Source organism: Marinihelvus fidelis, assembly GCF_008725655.1.
Lineage (GTDB): Bacteria > Pseudomonadota > Gammaproteobacteria > Xanthomonadales > SZUA-36 > Marinihelvus > Marinihelvus fidelis.
Map to the genome: position 1 here is coordinate 266,278 of NZ_VYXP01000001.1, position 20,504 is coordinate 286,781.

Annotated in this window: 17 protein-coding genes; 11 read left to right on the plus strand and 6 right to left on the minus strand. The window is 64.7% G+C overall.

Annotated features, from left to right (window positions below; translation table 11 throughout):
* Positions 1-3 precede the first annotated feature (3 nt).
* Complete coding sequence (locus tag F3N42_RS01015) at positions 4-687, plus strand: DUF3313 family protein (protein WP_150862508.1); 684 nt, start codon at positions 4-6, stop codon at positions 685-687.
* A gap of 34 nt (positions 688-721) precedes the next feature.
* Here the strand turns inward: F3N42_RS01015 and F3N42_RS01020 are convergent, their stop codons facing one another.
* Together F3N42_RS01020 and F3N42_RS01025 are read right to left on the minus strand one after the other, a co-directional pair.
* Positions 722-2,032, minus strand: a complete 1,311-nt coding sequence (locus F3N42_RS01020; protein WP_150862510.1) for a Gfo/Idh/MocA family protein — start codon at positions 2,030-2,032, stop codon at positions 722-724.
* A gap of 6 nt (positions 2,033-2,038) precedes the next feature.
* The gene (locus F3N42_RS01025; protein WP_150862511.1) at positions 2,039-2,467 is read right to left on the minus strand and encodes an FKBP-type peptidyl-prolyl cis-trans isomerase; all 429 of its coding nucleotides are present in this window, start codon (positions 2,465-2,467) and stop codon (positions 2,039-2,041) included.
* Positions 2,468-2,594: 127 nt separating this feature from the next.
* Here F3N42_RS01025 and F3N42_RS01030 point away from each other — a divergent pair, with 127 nt between their 5' ends.
* Genes F3N42_RS01030 through F3N42_RS01045 form a run of 4 tightly spaced genes read left to right on the plus strand, consistent with a single transcriptional unit; the run spans position 2,595 to position 7,292 of the window.
* The gene (locus F3N42_RS01030; protein ID WP_150862513.1) at positions 2,595-3,269 is read left to right on the plus strand and encodes a spermine/spermidine synthase domain-containing protein; all 675 of its coding nucleotides are present in this window, start codon (positions 2,595-2,597) and stop codon (positions 3,267-3,269) included.
* Positions 3,270-3,312: 43 nt separating this feature from the next.
* On the plus strand, positions 3,313-5,514 hold the full coding sequence (locus F3N42_RS01035; RefSeq protein WP_191621150.1) for a serine hydrolase: 2,202 nt from the start codon (positions 3,313-3,315) through the stop codon (positions 5,512-5,514).
* 19 nt (positions 5,515-5,533) lie between these two features.
* On the plus strand, positions 5,534-6,310 hold the full coding sequence (locus tag F3N42_RS01040; RefSeq protein WP_150862516.1) for a hypothetical protein: 777 nt from the start codon (positions 5,534-5,536) through the stop codon (positions 6,308-6,310).
* A gap of 40 nt (positions 6,311-6,350) precedes the next feature.
* Complete coding sequence (locus tag F3N42_RS01045) at positions 6,351-7,292, plus strand: complex I NDUFA9 subunit family protein (protein ID WP_191621151.1); 942 nt, start codon at positions 6,351-6,353, stop codon at positions 7,290-7,292.
* Here F3N42_RS01045 and F3N42_RS01050 read toward each other — a convergent pair.
* On the minus strand, positions 7,289-8,722 hold the full coding sequence (locus F3N42_RS01050; protein ID WP_224784616.1) for a cryptochrome/photolyase family protein: 1,434 nt from the start codon (positions 8,720-8,722) through the stop codon (positions 7,289-7,291). The genes F3N42_RS01045 and F3N42_RS01050 overlap by 4 nt on opposite strands.
* 101 nt (positions 8,723-8,823) lie before the next feature.
* On the opposite strand from F3N42_RS01050, the gene F3N42_RS01055 reads away from it, so the two are divergent.
* From F3N42_RS01055 to F3N42_RS01070, 4 genes are read left to right on the plus strand one after another with little or no spacing between them, the layout of a single operon-like run.
* Complete coding sequence (locus tag F3N42_RS01055; RefSeq protein ID WP_224784617.1) at positions 8,824-9,870, plus strand: agmatine deiminase family protein; 1,047 nt, start codon at positions 8,824-8,826, stop codon at positions 9,868-9,870.
* A 28-nt stretch (positions 9,871-9,898) separates the two neighbouring features.
* On the plus strand, positions 9,899-10,870 hold the full coding sequence (locus F3N42_RS01060) for a deoxyhypusine synthase family protein (RefSeq protein WP_224784618.1): 972 nt from the start codon (positions 9,899-9,901) through the stop codon (positions 10,868-10,870).
* Positions 10,871-10,875: 5 nt separating this feature from the next.
* On the plus strand, positions 10,876-12,834 hold the full coding sequence (speA, locus tag F3N42_RS01065) for a biosynthetic arginine decarboxylase (RefSeq protein ID WP_224784619.1): 1,959 nt from the start codon (positions 10,876-10,878) through the stop codon (positions 12,832-12,834).
* Positions 12,835-12,838: 4 nt separating this feature from the next.
* Positions 12,839-13,729, plus strand: a complete 891-nt coding sequence (locus F3N42_RS01070) for a carbon-nitrogen hydrolase (protein ID WP_150862521.1) — start codon at positions 12,839-12,841, stop codon at positions 13,727-13,729.
* Between the two features lie 99 nt (positions 13,730-13,828).
* Here F3N42_RS01070 and F3N42_RS01075 read toward each other — a convergent pair whose 3' ends face one another.
* On the minus strand, positions 13,829-16,255 hold the full coding sequence (locus tag F3N42_RS01075) for a hypothetical protein (protein ID WP_150862523.1): 2,427 nt from the start codon (positions 16,253-16,255) through the stop codon (positions 13,829-13,831).
* Between the two features lie 570 nt (positions 16,256-16,825).
* On the opposite strand from F3N42_RS01075, the gene F3N42_RS01080 reads away from it, so the two are divergent.
* Positions 16,826-17,434, plus strand: coding sequence for a hypothetical protein (locus F3N42_RS01080; RefSeq protein ID WP_150862524.1), 609 nt, complete (start codon positions 16,826-16,828; stop codon positions 17,432-17,434).
* On the opposite strand, the gene F3N42_RS01085 is transcribed toward F3N42_RS01080, so the two are convergent.
* Both F3N42_RS01085 and F3N42_RS01090 read right to left on the minus strand, forming a co-directional pair.
* Positions 17,408-17,953, minus strand: a complete 546-nt coding sequence (locus F3N42_RS01085; RefSeq protein ID WP_150862526.1) for an outer membrane beta-barrel protein — start codon at positions 17,951-17,953, stop codon at positions 17,408-17,410. The genes F3N42_RS01080 and F3N42_RS01085 overlap by 27 nt on opposite strands.
* Positions 17,954-18,027: 74 nt before the next feature.
* On the minus strand, positions 18,028-18,510 hold the full coding sequence (locus tag F3N42_RS01090; protein ID WP_150862528.1) for a YajQ family cyclic di-GMP-binding protein: 483 nt from the start codon (positions 18,508-18,510) through the stop codon (positions 18,028-18,030).
* Positions 18,511-18,649: 139 nt separating this feature from the next.
* On the opposite strand from F3N42_RS01090, the gene F3N42_RS01095 reads away from it, so the two are divergent.
* Positions 18,650-20,500, plus strand: a complete 1,851-nt coding sequence (locus F3N42_RS01095) for a DEAD/DEAH box helicase (protein WP_150862530.1) — start codon at positions 18,650-18,652, stop codon at positions 20,498-20,500.
* The last annotated feature ends 4 nt before the right edge of the window (positions 20,501-20,504 follow it).

Genomic DNA, 20,504 nt, shown 5'->3' on the forward strand with positions numbered 1-20,504 from the left:
AACATGTCCGGATTCCACTCAAAGTCCATCGCGCCTGGCTGTCGTTCGCTTGTCCTGGCCCTGATGGTCGCCACCTCGGCGGCGGTTGCGAAAGACGACTTGCCCGATGTCGACTCAAATGGCCTGCACCGGTTGCACGACACCAAGGCCGACCTGGTCTATGCCAAGCCGGGCGCCGACCTGTCGAACTACACCGAGGTCATGCTGGTGGACTGTTTCGTGCAGTTCAAGAAGAACTGGGAGCGGGACTACAACCTGGGTGAGGTCGGGCTGCAAGGCCGCGTCATGGACAAGGACATTGAGCGGATCAAGAAGGGCGTCGCCGAGGAATTCAACAAGGTTTTCTCAGAGGTTCTGACGAAGAAAGGCTACAAGGTGGTCGACGCGCCAGCCGATGGCGTACTGGCCGTGCGGCCCGCGATCCTTAACCTGGATGTGACGGCGCCGGACCTCAGGCGCGGCGGCCCGAGCATCACCTGGGTACAGTCCGCCGGATCGATGACACTCTACATGGAACTGTATGACGCGCCCAAGGATGAGCTGATCGCCCGCGTGGTGGATTCCCGGGCCGACGATCACGGTATGCGCGAAGTTGCGAACTCGGTTACGAACCGCGCGGCCGCTGACCGCATGCTGCGATCCTGGGCCGAGCAACTGGCCGACCACCTGGGCGCGGTCAGCCAGTAAGTACCCGGACCGGGGCGCGGCCCGCGCGCCCCGGTCAGTCCGGCGTCCAGCCGTTGTGGTAGTCCGCCATGATCAGTTGGTTGGCGGCCTCGTTGTCGTCAAACGCGCCTGAATCGGCATTCCAGGCCAGCTGGTCACCGGTGCGGTAGGCGATATTGCCCATCTGCGCGTTGATCGCCGCCAGTGCGCCGGATTCGATCGGCGTGTTCAGTCGCGACGGGTCGCCGGCGCGGATGGCGTCGGCGAAATTGGCGGTGTGCAGGTCCAGGGTGTTGACGCCCTCGGCCGGATAGCCCGACTCGATCGCCTCCATCTTGGGCGGCCCTTCCTTGCCCCAGCCGACGAACTCGTGCTCGGGGTAGACATCGTAGCCTCCGCGACTCACCACCAGCGTGCCGTTGTTGCCCACGAACGCGATGCCTTCGGGCATGCGATAAGGCCCCAGGTCGATGCCGGTGGCATGCTCCCAAAGCATGCTGAAGTCCTTGTAGCGGTATGCCGCCTGCAAGGTGTCCGGCGTTTCCGAGGCGTCATCGGGCCAGGCCAGCTTGCCGCCTGATGCCATCACGGTTTCCGGTGCGCTGGCTCCCATGACCCACAGCGCGATGTCGATCTCGTGAACGCCCCAGTCGGTCATCAGGCCGCCGGCATAGTCCCAGAACCAGCGGAAATTGAAGTGGAACCGGTTGGGGTTGTAGGGCCGTTTCGGCGCCGGGCCCAGCCACATGTCGTAGTCGACGCCCGCGGGGCCCGGCTCGTCGGGCTTGACCGGCACCGGCTTCATCCAGCCCTGGTAGGCCCAGGTCCGCACCAGGCGGATCTGGCCCAGCACGCCGGACCGGACGATCTCGCGGGCGCGCTGGTAGTGCGGTCCGCTGCGCTGCCACTGGCCGGTCTGGACCGCCAGGCCCGATTCGCGGGCGGCGTCGACCATCAGCCGGCATTCACCGATGCTGTTGGCCACCGGTTTTTCCACGTAAACGTGCTTACCGGCGCGCACGGCGTCGATCATCTGCCGGCAATGCCAGTGGTCCGGCGTGCCGATGATGACGGCGTCGACGTCCGGCCGGGCGAGCAATTCGCGGTAGTCGCCGTAACTGTCCGGGCGGTTTTTGCGCAGCCTGGCGTAGTCCGCCTGGCGGCGTTCGATGACGGACCGGTCGACATCGCAGATGGCGACGACGTCGAAATCATCCTGCTTGAGCAACGAGGTGGTATTGGCCCAGCCCATGCCATTGCAGCCGATCACGCCCACCTGCAGGCGGTCGTTGGCGGCCACGTGGCGCCCGAGTGTGCCCAGCGCGATGGCGCCGGCACCCAGCTTGACGAAGTCCCGGCGCTGCATGGGCGGTCAGCCGATCGCGACCAGCTTGAGGTCGAAATTCAGGTCCTTGCCGGCCAGCGGGTGGTTGCCGTCGACGGTGATGGTGTCGTCGCCGATGGCGGTGACGGTCAGGTTCAGCGGCTGGCCACCCTGGTTGCGCGCCTGCAGCGTCATGCCAATTTCCGGCTCCAGGCCATCGGGCAGGGCCTCTTTGGGCACATCCTGGATCATCTGGTCGTGGCGCGGGCCGTAGGCTTCTTCGGACGGGATGTTGATGGTCTTCTCATCGCCAACGGCCATGCCCTCGACGGCCTTGTCGAAGCCGGCGATGACCTGGCCGGAGCCGACTTCGAACTCGAGCGGGTCGCGGCCGTCGGATGAATCGAACTGGGTGCCGTCATCCAGCGTGCCGGTGTAGTGAATCTTGACGGTGTCGCCTGCTTTCGCCTGGCTCATGGTTTGCTCCTTGGGGAAGGGGTTGGATCGGGCCATTGACCATAGCAGAACGCGGCGGCGCGCGTGGACGGATTCGGCGCGTCGAAGCCCGCTGGACGCTGTCGCGCCGCTACCGGACAATGAGCCGATGAGACACTGGACCAAGCTGGGCGAGGCGCCCATTCCCGGAACTGCCAAACGCCTGGACCTGCACCAGGGCAAGGACGATTTCTTCATTCACATCTCCGGCAGCACGGAGTTGATGAATTCGCGAAAACACGGCTCCGAGGACGCGCTGGGTGAGCTGGTCTGCGTCGGGCTGGCACGCCAACGGGACGCGCGTGTACTGGTCGGCGGCCTGGGCATGGGGTTCACGCTGGCGGCGGTACTGAAGACGGTGGGCGAGGGTGCCGAGGTGACAGTGGCCGAACTGATCCCCGAAGTCGTGGACTGGAACCGCGGGCCGTTGGGCGAGCGCGCCGGCCGGCCGCTGGACGACCCCCGCACCCGCGTGTTCATTGGCGACGTGGCCGACCTGCTGCGGAGCGGCGATGCCCGCTTTGATGCCATTGCGCTTGATGTCGACAACGGCCCCGAGGGGCTGACCCAGGACGGCAACGACTGGATCTACTCACCGGCCGGCCTGGCGGCCACGCGCGCGGCGCTCGCGCCCGGGGGTCGGGTGGCGTACTGGTCGGCCGGCCCGGATGCGGCCTTCGGGCGTTTGCTGGGGCGGGCAGGCTATCGTGTTGATGAAAAGCAGGTCTACGCCCATGGCAGCAAGGGCACTCGCCATACCATCTGGCTGGCGCACCCGGGCTGAGCGGTGCTATAAATCGCGTAACGATTTGATTCAGGGGGGAGTCATGAAAGGGAGAATCAAGTACGGGCTGCTGGTGCTCGCGTTGTGCCTGGGCTGCGCGCTGAGCCCGCTTGCCGCCGCCATGGCCGTTGTCGAGCGCAGCGGCTCCTGGTTCGATCCCACGCACGACGGCGAAGGCTTTGTCGTCCAGTTCATCAATGACAACCTGGCCGTGGTCTACTGGTTTACCTACGACGCCGACGGCGCGCAGCGCTGGTTCACCGGCCTGGGCAACGCCTCGGGCGATGAACTGCATTTTCCGGAGTTGCTGGTCACCCAGGGGGGCGAGTTTGGCCCCGGCTTCGACAAGGACGCCGTCAAGCGCATTGCCGTGGGTGAACTGACCCTGACCTTCGCCAGCGACAGCGCCGGGACCGCGGCGTACGTGATCGATGGCACTGCCGGTGAACAGTCCATCGTTCGCGCCACGCGCCCGGTTGAAGTGGTGGCCGCGGCGTCGCCTACGGTGCCGCGCAAGAGTGGTTCCTGGTACAACCCCGAGCGCGATGGTGAAGGCCTGATCCTGGAGATTCTCGAGGACGGCCGGCAGGTGGTGTACTGGTTCACCTATGACATCAACGGTAACCAGGCCTGGATGCTTTCGCTGGGTGGAGCCTCGGCGGCCGAGGGCAGTTTCAGCCTGGACATGCTGCAGCCGGTGGGCGGCCGTTTCGGGCCGGAATTCGATCCCGCCGACGTGGTCCGCGAGCCGGTGGGCCGCACGCGCGTCAGCCTTCAGTGTGACGGCAGCTACCTGGATTTCACCAACACCGACCCGGTGGATTTCGTCAGTTTCGGCTTCGACCTGCAGCAACTGGTGGGCATCGGCCCCAACAGCTGCGTGGACCCGGTGCTGGTCAACCGCTACCCGGCGGATGACGATGGCCGGGTGGCCACGCCGGATAACGCGGCGGGGCAGCAGATGCGCTGGCTGCTGGATCGCTTTGCCGGCGACGAGCCCTTCAGCGACGAAGTGCTGCGCGAACACTTCAGTGACGCCTGGCTGGCGAACAATTCGCTGGCGGTAACCCGAAACCTGCTGACCAGCAATCGGCAGCTGTTCCGCGGCGCCGGGATCAACGACCCCATTTCCATGGCGCCGACCAGCATCGTCGCCGTGCTCACGGCCCAGGACAACCGCCGTGCCTTCACGGTGCTGGATGCCAACCTGGGCGATGGCAAGATCAACAGCCTGTATTTTTATGACTACGGTTTTGGCGGCACCTCGGTCATTTATGCCAGCGACGCGGCACTGAGTATGGACCAGGCGGCGGACCGGTTCGCCAGCCTCTCAGACCAGCCGGGCCTGGTGGTGGCGCGGATTAACGACCAGAACCAGTGCCAGGCCGTGACCGGGCGCAATGCCAACACGCTGCGCTCGACCGCGTCGATCTTCAAGATCTGGGTGCTCGCCGGTGTGGCCAGCGCGCTGGACGAGCGCGCGCTGTACCACGACCAGGTGGCCGGAATCGATGGCGGCAAGCAGGTGCGCGGCGGGCCGTTGTTTGCCGAGCCCGCCGGGCTGCCGCTGTCGGTGGACCAGCTGTCGACGCTGATGATGGGCGTCAGTGACAACACCGCCACAGACATGCTGCTGGCGCTGGCAGGGCGTGACCGCATCGACGGCCTGCATGCCGAGTATGGCCACTCAATGCCCGAGGTGATGGCGCCGCAACTGGGCATCAGCGAGCAGTTCCACCTGTTCTTCTCCTTCCCGATGGCCGAGTCGATGGAGTACCTGGACGGCACCGAGTCGTTCCAGCGCCAGTTCCTTGAAGAACGCATCGTGCCGCTGGGCGCGTCCGGTTCCGGGGGTGGAGGCTACAACAACGAGTCGTTGTTCATCGATGGCGCCTGGCGCGCCAGCCCGATGGACGTCTGCGGCGCCTTCGCGCGGCACCGGTTGCACGCGCCCGGTTCCGATGCGGCCTTGCTGGTTGATCGTGCGTTGCAGACTTCGGCCGCGCAACCCAACCTTCGCAGCGAATGGGATCGCGTCTGGTACAAGGGCGGCAGCCTGGAGTCCGGTGCCAACGGCCTGCTGGTGCTGACCCATGCCTTCATGCTCGAGCGCGAGGGTGAAGACCCCGTGGTCGTGGTGGCCATGGCCAACCATCCGGCTGGTGGCATCGATGCCACCCTGGTGCAGTCGATCGTGGGTCGCCTGCTGGCGCTGGCCGCGACACTGCCGGCGCAGGCGCAATGATCAGACACCGGCCTGGCGATTGAAGCTTTTCAAGCTGGTTCGCATCCTGCTGTTGTTGCTGGTGCTGGTGGCCGTCGCCAGCAACCAGTTCCTCGGCCAGGCCCGGCTGGCCTCGTGGGAGCGAACCCTGTGGGTGACCGTGTACCCCATCGCCGCCGACGGGCAGGCCGTCACCCGCAGCTATATCGATGCCTTGCGCCCGGAGCAGTTTGACGAGATCTCGACGTTCATCGGCCAGCAGGCGCGACGGCACGGGGTGCCGCTGGCGGACCCCGTGCACGTGCAACTGGCGCCGCGCGTGGATTCGCTGCCGCCCCCACCGCCCACCGACGGCAACCGTTTTTCCGTCGCTGTCTGGAGCCTGAAGATGCGCTGGTGGGCCTGGCGCAATGGCCGTGTCGACGGCCTGCCAAGCGCGGATGTGCGCCTGTTCGTGAAGTACCAGGCCGCGCGCAATGGCGTGGTCCTGGACGCCTCGCTGGGTATGCGCAAGGGTCGCTACGGCGTGGTCAATGCCTTCGCGTCCAATGGTCAGGCGGCGATGAACCGCGTGGTCATCGTGCACGAGTTGCTGCATGTGCTGGGGGCGACGGACAAGTACGAGCTTTACAGCGGCCAGCCCATTCCCCCGGATGGCCTGGCCAATCCGCTGCAGGACCCGCTGTACCCGCAGCGGCGGGCCGAGATCATGGGCGCCCGGATCGCCGAGTCGCCGTTCCGCGCCCGGATGCCATCGTCACTGGGCCAGTGCGTGATCGGCGTGGCCACCGCCAACGAGATCGGCTGGGTCGACTAGAATAGTTCTTTGGGAGCCTGTTCCCGACCCGGAGAACGCCGTGCGAATTGTGCTTGTCGGCGCCAGTGGATTCCTGGGCCAGAACCTGGTCCGGTCGCTGGCACGCGAAGGTCACGAGTGTATTGTCCTGACGCGTGATGCCGCGCGCCGGAAGGCCTGTCGCCTGGTGCCGAACACCCACCTGGTGGCCGCCGATGTCAATGACGCGGCCGCACTTGAAGCCCGATTTGAAGGCAGCGACGCCGTTGTCAGCATGGCGGGCATCCTCAACGAAAGCCTGTTCGGCGACAGCGATTTCCAGCGTGTTCACGTGGACCTGGTCGGCTCCATCTGCAAGGCCGCCGGCGCCGCCGGGGTCAGGCGCATCCTGCACGTCAGCGCCATCAATGCCGGTGAGGGCGAAAGCCAGTACCTGGCCAGCAAGGGCCGGGCCGAGGCACTGCTGCTGAACAGCGGCCTGGATGTCAGCATCTACCGTCCATCGGTGATCTTCGGGCCAGGCGATACCTTCTTTAACCGCTTCGCCGGCCTGTTGCGATACGCACCGGTGCTGCCGTTAGCCTGCCCGGAGGCGCGCATGCAGCCCGTGTTCGTGGGGGATGTGGCCGCCGCCATGTGCCGCACGCTGGCCTCGCACGGCACGCTGGGGCCGGTCATGGAGCTGGGTGGCCCGCGTATCTACACGCTGCGGGAGTTGGTGCGCTGGACGGCCAAGATGATGGGCCGCAAGCGCTGGGTGCCGGGGCTGCCCGATTCGCTGTCACGCTCGCAAGCGCTGGCGATGAACTGGGTACCCGGGCGGCCATTCACGCTGGACAACTACCAGTCGCTGCAGCTGGACAACGTGGCCGAGCCGAACGTACTGCCGGAACTGGGCATCGAGCCGACCCCGTTCCAGTCCGTCGCGCCGGGCTACATTGGCCTGACGTCGCGGCAGCAGCGGCTGGACCAGTTACGTCGCCGAGGGCGGCCCGGGCGCTAGCCGTTTCTCAACTGCGCCAGCGCCGCCAGCGCGCGCTCGCGGCCGGCCTTGTGGTCGATAACGGGTTCCGGGTAGGTCTCACCCAGGCGCACACCGGCTTCGCGTAACACGGCCGCCGGCGCCTCCCACGGCGTGTGAATGTGTTTCGCAGGCAGGTCCGCGAGTTCAGGTACCCAGCGCCGCACGTAGTCTCCTTCGGCATCGAACTTCTCGCCCTGCAGCATCGGGTTGAAGATGCGGAAGTAGGGCGCGGCGTCGGCGCCGCATCCGGCCGACCACTGCCATCCCAGCGTGTTACTGGCCAGGTCCGCGTCGACCAGGGTGTCCCAGAACCAGCGCGCGCCGTCCTGCCAGGGCTGCAGCAGGTGCTTGACCAGCAGGCTGGCGACCACCATGCGTACGCGGTTATGCATCCAGCCCGTGGCCCAGAGTTCGCGCATGCCGGCGTCGACGATCGGGTAGCCGGTCAGCCCTGTCTGCCAGGCTTGCAGCGTCTCCTCATCCGCGGACCAGGGGAACGCGCGGTACTTCTCGTTCAGCGCCTGGGTGGGCGTGTCGGGGAAGTGAACCAGCAGGTGGTAGCCAAACTCGCGCCAGGCGATCTCGCTCAGGTACTTGTAACCCACGCCGCGGTCGACGGCGCCGGAGGCATGAACCGCCGCCCAGACCTGGCGCGGCCCCAGCTGGCCATGCGCCAGGTAGGGCGAGAGGCGGGACGTGCCGGCCTCGGCGGGGATGTCGCGTTGCTCGCCATAACGATTCACCGGCCCGTCGAGAAACGCCTGCAGGGCGTCAGACGCCCCGTTCAGGGTGGGTGTCCAACGGTTGGAAAAACCGTCTGCCCAGTCGCGCTTGGGTAACAGGTCCAGTTCTTCCGGCGCCAGGCCGTCGGGCACCGTGTCGGGCGCGCGCGGGCGGCTGTCCGGAAGCAGTACGGGTGTTTCGGCGGGCAGGGAGCGCAGGTGTTTCCAGAATGGCGTGAACACGCGGAACGGCTTGCCGGACTGGTTGCTGACCTGGTCCGGCTCCCACAGCAAGGCGGCGTTACCGGTCCAGGTCTCGAGCCCATCGTCGCGGAGGGCCGCTTCGACCCGGGCATCGCGCTCGATGGCCGCGGGCTCGTAGCGGCGGTTCCACAGCACCTGGCCGGCGTTGGTCTCGTCGGCCAGGCGGCGCAGGGTATCGATGCTGGAACCCTGTTCCAGTACCAGCGGCAGGCCCAGTTCATCCAGCGCATCGGCCAGGCTGGCGAGCGCGTGGTGCAGCCACCAGCGGCTGGCACCACCCGGCCGCCAGTCGCCGTCCTCGTCATCGGCCAGCACATACACAGGCAGCACAGGGCCACCGCCGGCGATGGCGCGGGACAGCGCGGGATTGTCATTGACGCGCAGGTCGCGCCGGAACCAGACAATGGATGGGGCGTCAGTCACGGGGGTGAACCTTTTTTGCATACAGGGCGATGTTCTTGAACGTAAAATAGCGGTTTTTGTTGCCGGCGGCCGTGAAGGCACCGTTAAAATTGGGTCAATTGATGAACGATCAGCGCACACCCGCCCAGGCCGGGTACGCGATGCCCCCTGAGTGGGCGCCGCACCAGTGCACGTGGATATCCTGGCCGCATAACCGTGACTCCTGGCCCGGCAAGTTCGAGCCGGTGGAGCCGGTGATGGCACGTTTTGTTGGCGTTTTGTCGGCGACCGAGCTGGTGCGCATCAATGTGCTGGACGCGGCCCACGAGGCCCATGTCCGCGCCCACCTGGAAGGTGTGGCGACGGCGGCCAATGTACGCTTTCACCACTTCCCGACCAACGATGCCTGGTGCCGCGACCACGGTGCGATCTTTGTCAGCCGCGCGGGTGCGGATGCGCCGCTGCTGGCGTTGGATTTCGGCTTCAACGCCTGGGGCGGAAAATACCCGCCGTTCGACCGCGACAACGCGATCCCCCCGCAGATGGCCGAGGCGCTGGGTGTGCCCTGCCGCAGCATCGACATGATCCTCGAAGGCGGCTCGATCGAGGTCAACGGCGCCGGCGCGCTGATGACTACCGAGAACTGCCTGCTGAACCCGAATCGCAACCCGACCATGGGCCGGGACGGGATCGAGGCGGCCCTGAAGGCCAACCTGGGCGTCAACCATGTCATGTGGCTGGGGGACGGCATCGTCGGTGACGACACCGACGGCCATATCGACGACATTACGCGCTTCGTCGCCGAGGACACCGTGGTGACGATGATTGAAGGTGATGCCGGCGACGAGAATCACGCGCCGCTGGCCGAGAACCGTGAGCGGCTGGACACACTACGCCTGGCCGATGGCCGGCCGCTGAACGTGGTTGAACTGTCCATGCCGCGCCCGGTCTGTTTCAACGGTGACCGCCTGCCCGCGAGTCACGCCAATTTTTATATCGGCAACCAGGTCGTCATCGTGCCGGTATTTAATGACCCCGTGGACGCGCCCAACCTGGCGCGCCTGCGGGACCTGTTTCCGGGGCGCGACGTCGTCGGCATCGATTGCACCGACGTGGTGCTCGGCCTGGGCGCGTTCCACTGCCTGACACAACAAGTACCCGCGGCCTGAAGCGCGCGGGACGGAGGAAGATGACACCGTGACTACCATCAGCGAATTCGTTCACCACCACTACCGGCACTTCAACGCCGCCGCCCTGATCGACGCCGCCGACGCCTATGTCCGGCACGTGGAAGACGGTGGGGTGATGTTCATGACCCTGGCCGGCGCCATGAGCACGGCCGAACTGGGCCTGTCGCTGGCGGAAATGATCCGCCAGGGCAAGGTGCACGCCATTTGCTGCACCGGCGCCAACCTGGAAGAGGACATGTTCAACCTGGTGGCGCACGACCACTACGTTCGCGTGCCCAACTACCGCGAACTGACGGCCGACGACGAAGAAGCGCTGCTGGCGCGGCACCTGAACCGGGTCACCGACACCTGCATCCCGGAAGAAGAGGCCATCCGCCGCATCGAGGACGTGATCCTGGAGGTCTGGCAGGCCGCCGACCAGGCCGGCGAGGCGTATTTCCCGCACGAATTCATGTACCAGGTGCTGCGCTCCGGCAAGCTGGACAAATTCCACCAGATCGACCCGACGGACAGCTGGCTGGTGGCCGCCTGCGAGGCCAACCTGCCGATTATCGTGCCGGGCTGGGAAGACTCCACGCTGGGCAATATCTATGCCTCGCACTGCATCAACGGTGACATCGGCAACGTGCACACGGTCAAGGGCGGCATCCAGTACATGATGATGCTGGCGGAATGGTACGAGCAGACCGCGAAGATGTCGTCCATCGGTTTCTTCCAGATCGGTGGCGGTATTGCCGGCGACTTCCCGATCTGCGTGGTGCCGATGCTGGAGCAGGACCTGCTGAAGACCGATACCCCGCGCTGGGGCTATTTCTGCCAGATCAGCGATTCCACCACCAGCTACGGCTCGTATTCGGGCGCGGTGCCGAACGAGAAGATCACCTGGGGCAAGCTGTCGGCGGACACGCCCAAGTTCATCATCGAGTCGGACGCGACCATCGTCGCGCCGCTGGTCTTTGCCTGCGTGCTGGGTCAATGAATGACATGAACGAACCCTGGGGCGTAGAGGACGCCGCCGACTACTACCGCGTGGACGCCTGGGGCGACGGTTTCTTCGTCGTCAACGCCCGTGGCCACATGGCGGTGCGCCCGCATGGTGATGACACGCTGCAGATCGACATCCAGGACATCCTGGCGGAACTGCGCGACCGCGGCATTCGCTTTCCGGCACTGCTGCGATTCCAGGACGTGCTGCGCGCGCGGGTCGGCCGCCTGAACCGCGCCTTCATCGAGGCCATCGAGGAAGCGGGTTACGACAACGTCTACCACACGGTCTACCCGATCAAGGTGAACCAGCTGCACGAGGTGGTCGAGGAAGTGCTCGACGCCGGCAAGCCCTATGGCCTGGGCCTGGAGTGCGGCTCGCGCGCGGAACTGGTGGCCACGCTGGCGCACCTGGAGTCCGACGAGACACTGTTGCTGTGCAACGGCGTCAAGGACCGCTCCATGCTGTCGCTGATCCTGTCCAGCCAGCGGCTGGGCAAGAACGTGATCCCGATCATGGAGAAGTACGCCGAGTTCGAGGAACTGGTGCACCTGGCCGACGAGGCCGACCAGGCCACGCAGTTTGGCGTACGCATCCGCCTGCGAACGTCGGGTTCCGGTAAATGGGCCGACTCCGGCGGTTACCAGTCCAAGTTCGGCATTTCGCTGCCGGAACTGATGCGCGTGGTCGACGTATTGCGCGACAGCGACCAGGGCCACCGGCTGGCGCTGCTGCATTTCCACCTGGGCAGCCAGATCAGCGAGATCCCGCAGCTGCGCCAGGCGGCGCGCGAGCTGGCGCACATCTACGCCGAGCTGATCGGCCTGGGCCTGCCGATCCGCTATATCGATGTCGGCGGCGGCCTGGGTGTGAACTACACCGACGCCTCGGAAGAGGGCGGCATCCGCTACAGCCTGAACGAATACGCCAACGCCGTCGTGTACGCCATCAAGGAGGTCTGCGACGAGCGCGAGGTGCCACACCCGGTGCTGGTCTCGGAAAGCGGCCGCGCGATCACGGCGCATCACTCGGTGCTGGTGATCGAGACCATCGACGCCTACCGCAAGAACAACGCCGACGCCGAGCCCGAGCTGCCCGGGGACGCGCACCGTATCGCGGAGAACCTGGACCGCACCCTGGCCTGGCTGCGCGACACCGAGGCCGGCCAGGCCAGCGTCGCCGAGGTCATCGAGGCCTACCACGACGTGGTCGACAACCAGGAAGAGGCGGCCACGCTGTTCGCCATGGGCTATTTGTCGCTGGAGCAGAACGCCACCATCGAGCGCATGTACTGGAGCAGCTGCACGGCGGTGCTGGAGCACCTGCGCGCGCTCGACCCCGAGTACGCGCCGCCGGAGGTGCAGCAGCTCGAGGAATTGCTGGTGGACCAGTACCTGGTGGATTTCTCCGTGTTCCAGTCCATGCTGGACCACTGGGCGATCGAGCAGCCGTTCCCGGTGGTGCCGCTGGCGCGGCTGGATGAACGCCCGACCCGCCGCGGCATGCTGGTCGACCTGACCTGCGATTCGGACGGCAAGATGACGCAGTACGTCACCGCCGACGAGGACAAGAAATTCGTCCGCCTGCACCCGCTGAACCCGGGCGAGGCCTACCCGCTGGGCATTTTCCTGATGGGTGCCTACCAGGACATCATGGGCGATTCGCACAACCTGTTCGGCCGGGTTTCCGAGGCGCACATTTACGCCGACGCCGAGGAAGACGGCAATTTCTGGATCGAGAAGGTCATCCCCGGCCAGAAGGTCGAGGACATCCTGGCCCAGGTGCAGTACTTCCCCAACGACCTGCACCGGCGCATGCAGCAGCAGGTCAAGCAGAAGATCGACGCGGGCGAGATGCGGCCGAAGCGCGGCATGGAGATTCTCGACCAGTACAAGGCGGCGTTCGCGGAGGAGACCTACCTGGTCAACGCCCGCGTGCCGCGCAAAGCAGAGGAGTAGGACCATGGCAGAACGCCTGTTGAAGGCCGGATTCGTGCAGATGAGCATGGGCGACGACGTCGAGGCCAACACCACGAAGGCGCTGGCGATGACCCGCGAGGCCATCGACCAGGGCGCGAAAGTGGTTTGCCTGCCGGAGCTGTTCCGCTCGCGCTACTTCTGCCAGACCGAGGACGACGCCCATTACGCGCTGGCCGAGGCGATTCCCGGCGCGACCACCGACGCGTTCGCGGCACTCGCCGCCGAGCACGACGTGGCCATCGTCGCCAGCCTGTTCGAGGCGCGCGCACCCGGCCTGTACCACAACACCACCGCGGTGCTGGACGGTGCCAACGGCTACGCCGGCAAGTATCGCAAGATGCATATCCCGGATGACCCGCGCTATTACGAGAAGTACTACTTCACGCCGGGCGACCTGGGCTTCAGGAACTTCTCCACCCGCCACGGCGAGCTGGGCGTACTGATCTGCTGGGACCAGTGGTACCCGGAAGCGGCCCGCGCCACCGCGCTGCTGGGCTCGGAGATCCTGTTCTACCCCACGGCGATTGGCTGGCACCCGGAAGAGAAGGACCAGGTGGGCGCCGCGCAGCACCAGGCCTGGCAGACCATGCAGCGCTCACACGCCATCGCCAACGGCTGCTACGTGATGGCCGTCAATCGCATGGGTTTCGAGCCTGACCCCGCCAGCGACGGCGGCATCGAGTTCTGGGGCCGCAGCTTTATCGCCGCCCCGGATGGCACGGTGGTCATCGAGGCACCGGCCGACGAGGAATGCGTGCTGGTCGCCGAGCTGGACCTGTCCGCGATCGCCCGCCAGCGCCACGGCTGGCCGTTCTTCCGCGACCGTCGCATCGACGCCTACGAGAACATCGGCAAGCGCTTCGCGCGCGACTGACGGGTTGATTCCGAGATAAAAAGCGGCAGCCCGAAGACTGCCGCCAGGAGTGCGGCTGGCGAGTGACCCCGCCAGCCCGTTGGTGCCGTTGAGCCCGACTCAGTCGTCGTCCTCTTCGTTTTCGGAGCAATGTCCGGGGCCGATCTCGCCATTGTTGTAGCGATCCAGCGTGTTGGCCCACTGACGCATCTGCCAGTCGGAGGCCACTGCACAGCTGGCACCCGGGGCGGGTTTTTTACTCTTGCCGCCCTTGCCCTGTGTTGTTTCCTGGCCCCAGGGTTCGCAAGCCTCGAAGACCAGCAAACCGTTGGCCAAGGCATCGTCAACTTCAGGCGTGGAGCTGGCCTCGTTGAGATGGTTCATGTACGCAGCGATCCACTGGTGCGCCAGCTGGATATAGGCGTTGCCACCGCGCGGGGGCGTCCACATGATGTCGTGCCAGCTCAGCCCGCTCAGGAAGAAGGGCGTATCTTCACCGACCAATGCCCAGGTCTCGTCGTACGGCGCCGGGCCGTAGGCGGAGTGGGTCTTCCAGTAGCCCTGGGTCAGGGTGCAACCGAACACGCACTCGCTGTTTTGCACCAGCGTGGAGACGATATCGTAGGCCAGAGGCTCGCCTTCCGGCGCATTGGCCGGCAGGATGACATTCGGTTCCACGAACGGGAACACGAAGGCTTCGTTGTCGACCAGCAGTTCGCATACGGGCTCTTCCAGGTCCTTGGAGCCGACCGGGAACCAGATCGTCTCATAGGTGTAGCCGAACTCTGCCGGGGCATCGTAGTAACACAGCGATGGATCACCGACCAGGGCACCTTCCAGCATCAGCAGCTCATCGTCTTCGAAGACGCCCTCAACACTCAGCACATCCCAAACATCCACGCAGGCATTAACCTTCATCGTGGGGTTAGCCATGTTGAAGTCAGCCGTGCCCTGGTAGTTGGTCGTGCCTGTTGGAGAACCAACACCCGTTGCATCGTAAGCGTAGTTCTGCTGAGTTGCCGTTGCCGTGTTGGTGCCCGGGGTTGAGCCGTTACTGTCGCCTGAGTAGGTGCAGTCCAACGTGCCGCCAGCCGCTATGACCCAAGGCGCATCGGAACCACAATCGACGTCACCCGTTCCGCCTGTAAATACATCCGAAAGGCCGTTGATAGTGGCGGGAATGGTTGCCGGGTTGCTCACGGTAATGTCACCGGAAAGGCTCCAGTCACTGTCGGTGTACGGCGGTTCGTCGAGGTCGACGAAAACGCTGTAATCCAGTTCGTAAGACTGGCCTTCCATGACGCGGATTGGCTCGTCGTCGTTGAGCAGCTTGTCCACGGTCCAGTGATACTCCCGTGTGAATGCCGGGTCTGCCGTCTTGGACACGTCGAGCGCGTAGCAGGTCAGCATCACCGACTCCATTGACGTCTGGCCAGTTTCGACGATGGTAGCGGTGTTGCTCTTGCTGCCACTGTTGCCTGATACCGTGACGCCGATATCGGAGCAGTCCAGGGTGCGCGTGTAACTGCTGCTGCAGCCGTCACCGCTGGAGGTTGCACCGTCGGTGGTCGTGCACGTGCCAAGTGGCTCAACGGCGCCGCCGTCGAACTGGTCCTGCACGCTGACCGTGGTGTCGTACTCGTTAACCGGCGGGCTGCCGAACGTGAAGTCGTTGCCAAACTGTACGCTGCCGGTCTCTCCACCCTCGAACATGTAGTTGATGGTGGCCGTATTGATGCCGGGCGTGCCGTCGCTGTCCGCCGTGTAGGCACAGGCCAGGTCAGCGCCCGGAATGACCACGATGTTCAACGCCACAGGGGAGGGCATGGGCCCGCCGCCGCAGTCAATCATCACGTTTGAGCTGCCCGGGAAGCTGTCGGCCACCTGGGTCACTGTCACATTCACATCACCGGTGTTGGTGCCGACAATCAGGCCGGTCACGGTGTGGTTGATGTCTTCGTAACCGTTCGGCTCGACGTCGACCGTGTAGTCGTAGGCCTGTGAATCGCCGAAGAAGATGCTTGCGGCTGCCGGCGTCACCGACTTTTCGATGGTCCACTTGTACTGGCGATCATAGTTGCCAACAGCAGTCTTACCGGCGCCGAAGCGCGGATCCGGCCGAATGACCGGTGTGCCACAGGTGCCGCCATTGGTGCCTACGCGATCCAGGTACCAGTCAATCACTTCGACCGTCTCACCATCGGTAAAGCCAGCCGGAAGCGCCGTGGTCGGTGAAGTCAGGTCGTAGGATCCGAAATACTCGTCGTACCAGTCCAGGTCAACCCTGGCCGTGTTGTCCGACAGGTCGTCGGAGCAGGACAGGTGCCAAAGGCCGTTTGACGCGTGGCCGTCCAGCGCGTAATAGCCGGGCAGGGCCCGGTTCCACTGAGATCCACCGCCGCCGCCACTGCCCGGAAAGACGATATTGTTGAACGTTTGGGTGTGGATATTGCCGTCGGAGTCCCTGAACTTGATGAAGCCGTTGAATGCCGTTTGTGCCCAGGCGGTTGGGGAAAGCGCCGCCAGGGCCAGAAAGAGTGCTGCCATAAGGCCAGCGGGTTCAATAAGGCGACGCCAGCCATGCCGCCAATCTTTAGCCCCCTGGATATGCTGCTCAGCACGGCAAAGTTTCTTACTCGATTGAATGCTCATCGAAAACTCCCAATGCGTCTGACTGAACCCGTTCCGGGTTCGGTCCGAGACTGTAATCGGGAAGTGAATCGGCACCCTTTGACGGGGCCGTGGTTGCCAGTTGCCAGGCGCTCACGAACGTCCCTGCCGACGGGGGTGGCATGTCAGGACCTGCTCACCTCCCACCTTCCCGGAAGTCATGCACGAGCTAGTCCTTGTGCCCGAATGAATTTCGGACTTTTCCGAGCCGGCTCACTTTCCCAGTGCGCTTTGATATGACTTGGGATGCGTGGCTCGAAGTGAAGTCGTATGTACAGGTATAGGAAACGTTTAGTTACTTTGCAACGTAAATTTATATTCAGTTCATCTTGTTTTCGTTGCCAGGCCTGTCGGTGAAAAACCCTGAAAAGTAAGTCGTCTGCCTGAATTGCGCCTGAATCTCCCGGTACCATGGGCTAATGAGGGTTTGATGGGAGAGCCAAAGTGATGAGCGAAAAGCGGGCCAAAGTGACATTTTCGACGTCGCAAAGCTGGCGTGTCATGGCCTGGAGCATGGTCGGTGTTTTACTGGTGTTGCCGGCCATCGCCATGCGCTTCACCGACGAAGTGAACTGGAGCCTGGGCGACTTCATCTTTGCGGCGGTGCTCCTGATCAGCACGGGCCTGGCCATCGAGGTCGGCCTGCGGCTTTCTCGCACTGGCCTGTACCGATCCGGCGTCACGGTCGCCGCCGTGACGGCCTTGCTCCTGGTCTGGATCAATGGCGCCGTCGGCATCATCGGCAACGAGGACAACCCCGCCAACCTGGCCTACCTGGGCGTGCTGGGTTCTGCCCTGGCCGGCACACTGCTGGCGAAGTTCCAGGCCCGTGGCATGGCGCGGGCGCTGTTCACGACGGCGTGCGCCCATGCGGCAGTCATGATCGCAGCGCCGGTACTCGAATGGGGCCCGCCCGGCGAGCCCGCTATTCGAACCGCGTGTGTCAACGCGGTGTTCGTCATGCTCTGGTGCCTGGCCGCCGGCCTGTTCTGGCGCGCGGACCGCAAGTCGACCGGCGGACTGCCCGGCTCAGAACGTCCAGGCCGCGCCGATTGACAGCAACGACAGGTCGGACAGGCGTGAGCTGTCGATGTCGAAGTATTCGTACTCTGCGCGGACTTCAACGGAGCTGAAGGTCAGGCGCGCGCCGATGCCGTAGGCGGGGTCGGTGCCGTCCTGCCCGCTGCCCGCGTCCCAGTCGGCGATGCCGGCCTTGGCGAAGAAGCCGATAAAGCCAAGGTCGAGGCCGGCCACGCCGAAGCCGGCCAGCGCGCTGGTGTCGTAACTGTAGTGGCGCGTCGAGGTTCCGACGTACGTATCGCTGAAAGTACCGAAATCGATGTATTCGCCTTCGATCGCCAGGTTGATGAAGGTGATATCGAAGTTATAGCCGCCAAAGACCTTCCACGCGGAGTCGTCTTCGCTGCCGCAGCAGTCCATATCCACGTACGACTGGCCGATACTGCCGCCGATGTAGGCGCCGGAATCGGCGGCCACTGAGCCGCTGAAGAGCAGCGCGGCGAACGGTGCCAGTACCGCGGTCGCCTTGGTGATTGATTTCGGGTTGAAAGCCATGGTCGTGCCTCCTTGCAGGGGAATGCGGGTTCGTCCGGCGTAGTGTAGCCGGGCAAGATGAACGTTCTCTGAATTCAGTCGCGGAAGTTCTTGAACTGCAGCGGCAGGCCGTAGTCTTCGGCCTTCAGCGCGGCGATGGCCGTTTGCAGGTCGTCGCGTTTCTTGCCGGTGACGCGCAGCTGGTCGCCCTGGATCTGCGCTTGGACTTTCAGCTTGGCATCTTTCAGGTGCTTGACCATCTTCTTGGCCTCGGCGGTTTCGATGCCCTCGCGCAGGGTGATGCCCTGTTTGGCCGTTTTCAGCTGGATGACCGGTTCGCCGCGTTCCAGGCAGCTGATGTCGATGCCGCGCTTGACCAGCTTGTTGCAGAGGATGTCGTACATCTGGTCGAGCTGGAATTCGGACTCGGTATTCATGCTGACCAGGTTGCCGTCCAGTTCGAAGTTGGAGCCGGTGCCCTTGAAGTCGAAGCGGGTGGTGACTTCGCGATTGGCCTGGTCCACGGCGTTGCTGAGTTCGTGGTGGTCGAGTTCGGAGACGACGTCGAATGAGGGCACGGGCGGGTTCCTGGTGGGTAAACGCATATTTTGCCACCATCGCCGGCCAGCGACCATTCGTTGCGCAGTGGCCGGACAAGGTAGAATGGGGGTTCTTACGTCCGACGCTGGCTTCCTGGCGTCCTGCCCGGGAACCACGATGAGCGAACCGACCCAGCCCGAACTCCGTTTCAGTGACCTTGACCTGCCACCGGCGCTGCTGGCAGCGCTGGATGCCGTGGGCTATGAACAGCCTTCGCCGATCCAGGCACAGGCGATCCCCGTACTGCTGGAAGGCCGTGACCTGCTGGGCCACGCGCCCACCGGCACCGGCAAGACGGCGGCGTTCGCGCTGCCACTGATGTCGCGCATCGACCTGCGCCGCAACGAGGTGCAGGTGCTGGTGCTGGCGCCGACGCGCGAACTGGCCATCCAGGTCTCGGAGGCATTCCAGCGTTATGCCTCGCAGATGCCCGGCTTCCATGTCATGCCCATCTACGGCGGCCAGGACTATGGCGTGCAGATCCGCCAGCTCAAGCGCGGCGTGCATGTCGTGGTGGGCACGCCGGGCCGGGTCATGGACCACATGCGCCGCGGCACGCTCAAGCTGGGCGGCCTGAAGGCACTGGTGCTGGACGAGGCCGACGAGATGCTGCGCATGGGCTTCATCGACGATGTCGAGTGGGTGCTGGAGCAGCTGCCGGAGGAGCGCCAGATTGCGCTGTTCTCGGCCACCATGCCGCGCGAGGTCGAGCGCATTGCGCGCCAGCACCTGCGCGAGCCGCGCGAGATTTCCATCAAGGCGAAGACGGCCACGGCGGAAACCATTCGCCAGCGCTACTGGCTGGTCAGCGGCATGCACAAGCTGGACGCGCTGACACGCATCCTGGAGGCCGAGACCTTCGACGCCATGATCATCTTCGTGCGCACCAAGATCGCCACGACCGAGCTGTCGGAGCGGCTGAAAGCCCGCGGTTATGCCGCCGAGGCCCTGAACGGGGATATGCAGCAGCGCCAGCGCGAAGCGATGATTGCGCGGCTGAAGAAGGGCGACCTGGACATCCTGGTGGCCACCGACGTCGCCGCACGTGGGTTGGACGTTGACCGTATCAGTCACGTCCTCAACTACGACATTCCCAACGATACCGAGGCCTATGTCCATCGTATCGGTCGCACCGGCCGGGCGGGGCGCGAAGGTGATGCCATCCTGTTCGTGGCCCCGCGCGAACGCCGCATGCTGAAAGCGATTGAGCGTGCGACCCGGCAGGATATCGCGTCGCTCGAGCTGCCTACCGCGGACACGATCAACACCATTCGGGTCGAGAGATTCAAACAGTCGATCACCGAGATGATCGACGAAGGTGGCCTGGAGTTCATGCGCAACCTGCTGGGCCAGTACCAGAAAGAACACGAGGTGCCGGCGCTGGAAATCGCCGCGGCGCTGGCCAAGGCGTCACTGGGTGGCCAGGACCTGTTGCTGGCGCCGGACAAACCCCGGCGTGATCAGTTCGATGACAAACGTGCTCCCGGAAAACGTGGCAATGACGCGGAGCGTGGTCCTCGCCGTCAACGCGGCGAACCGGACGAAGGCAGCGAAACCTATCGCATCGAAGTCGGCAAGCGGCACGGCGTCAAACCGGGCAACATTGTCGGCGCCATCGCCAACGTGGCCGGGCTCGACGGGCGCCTGATCGGGCACATCGATATCCAGTACGACCACAGTTATGTCGATATGCCCTCGGGCATGCCGGATGGGATCTACCAGGACCTTCGCAAGCTGAAGATTGCCGGCAAGCGCCTGGACATCACCCGCCAGGGCGAGGCACCCGCGGTCGATAGCCGGCCGGAGAAGCCAGGCCACCGCAAACCGGTAAAGCCCGAACACCACGGCAAGCCCAGGAAAAAGGCCGGTGGCTTTAAAAAGAAAGGCGGCGAGTTCGCCAAAAAGCCGGGTAAACGGAAGCCGGGCAAGAAGAATGCGGGGCCTCCCGGAAAGAAGCCCCGCGGCTAGGTTT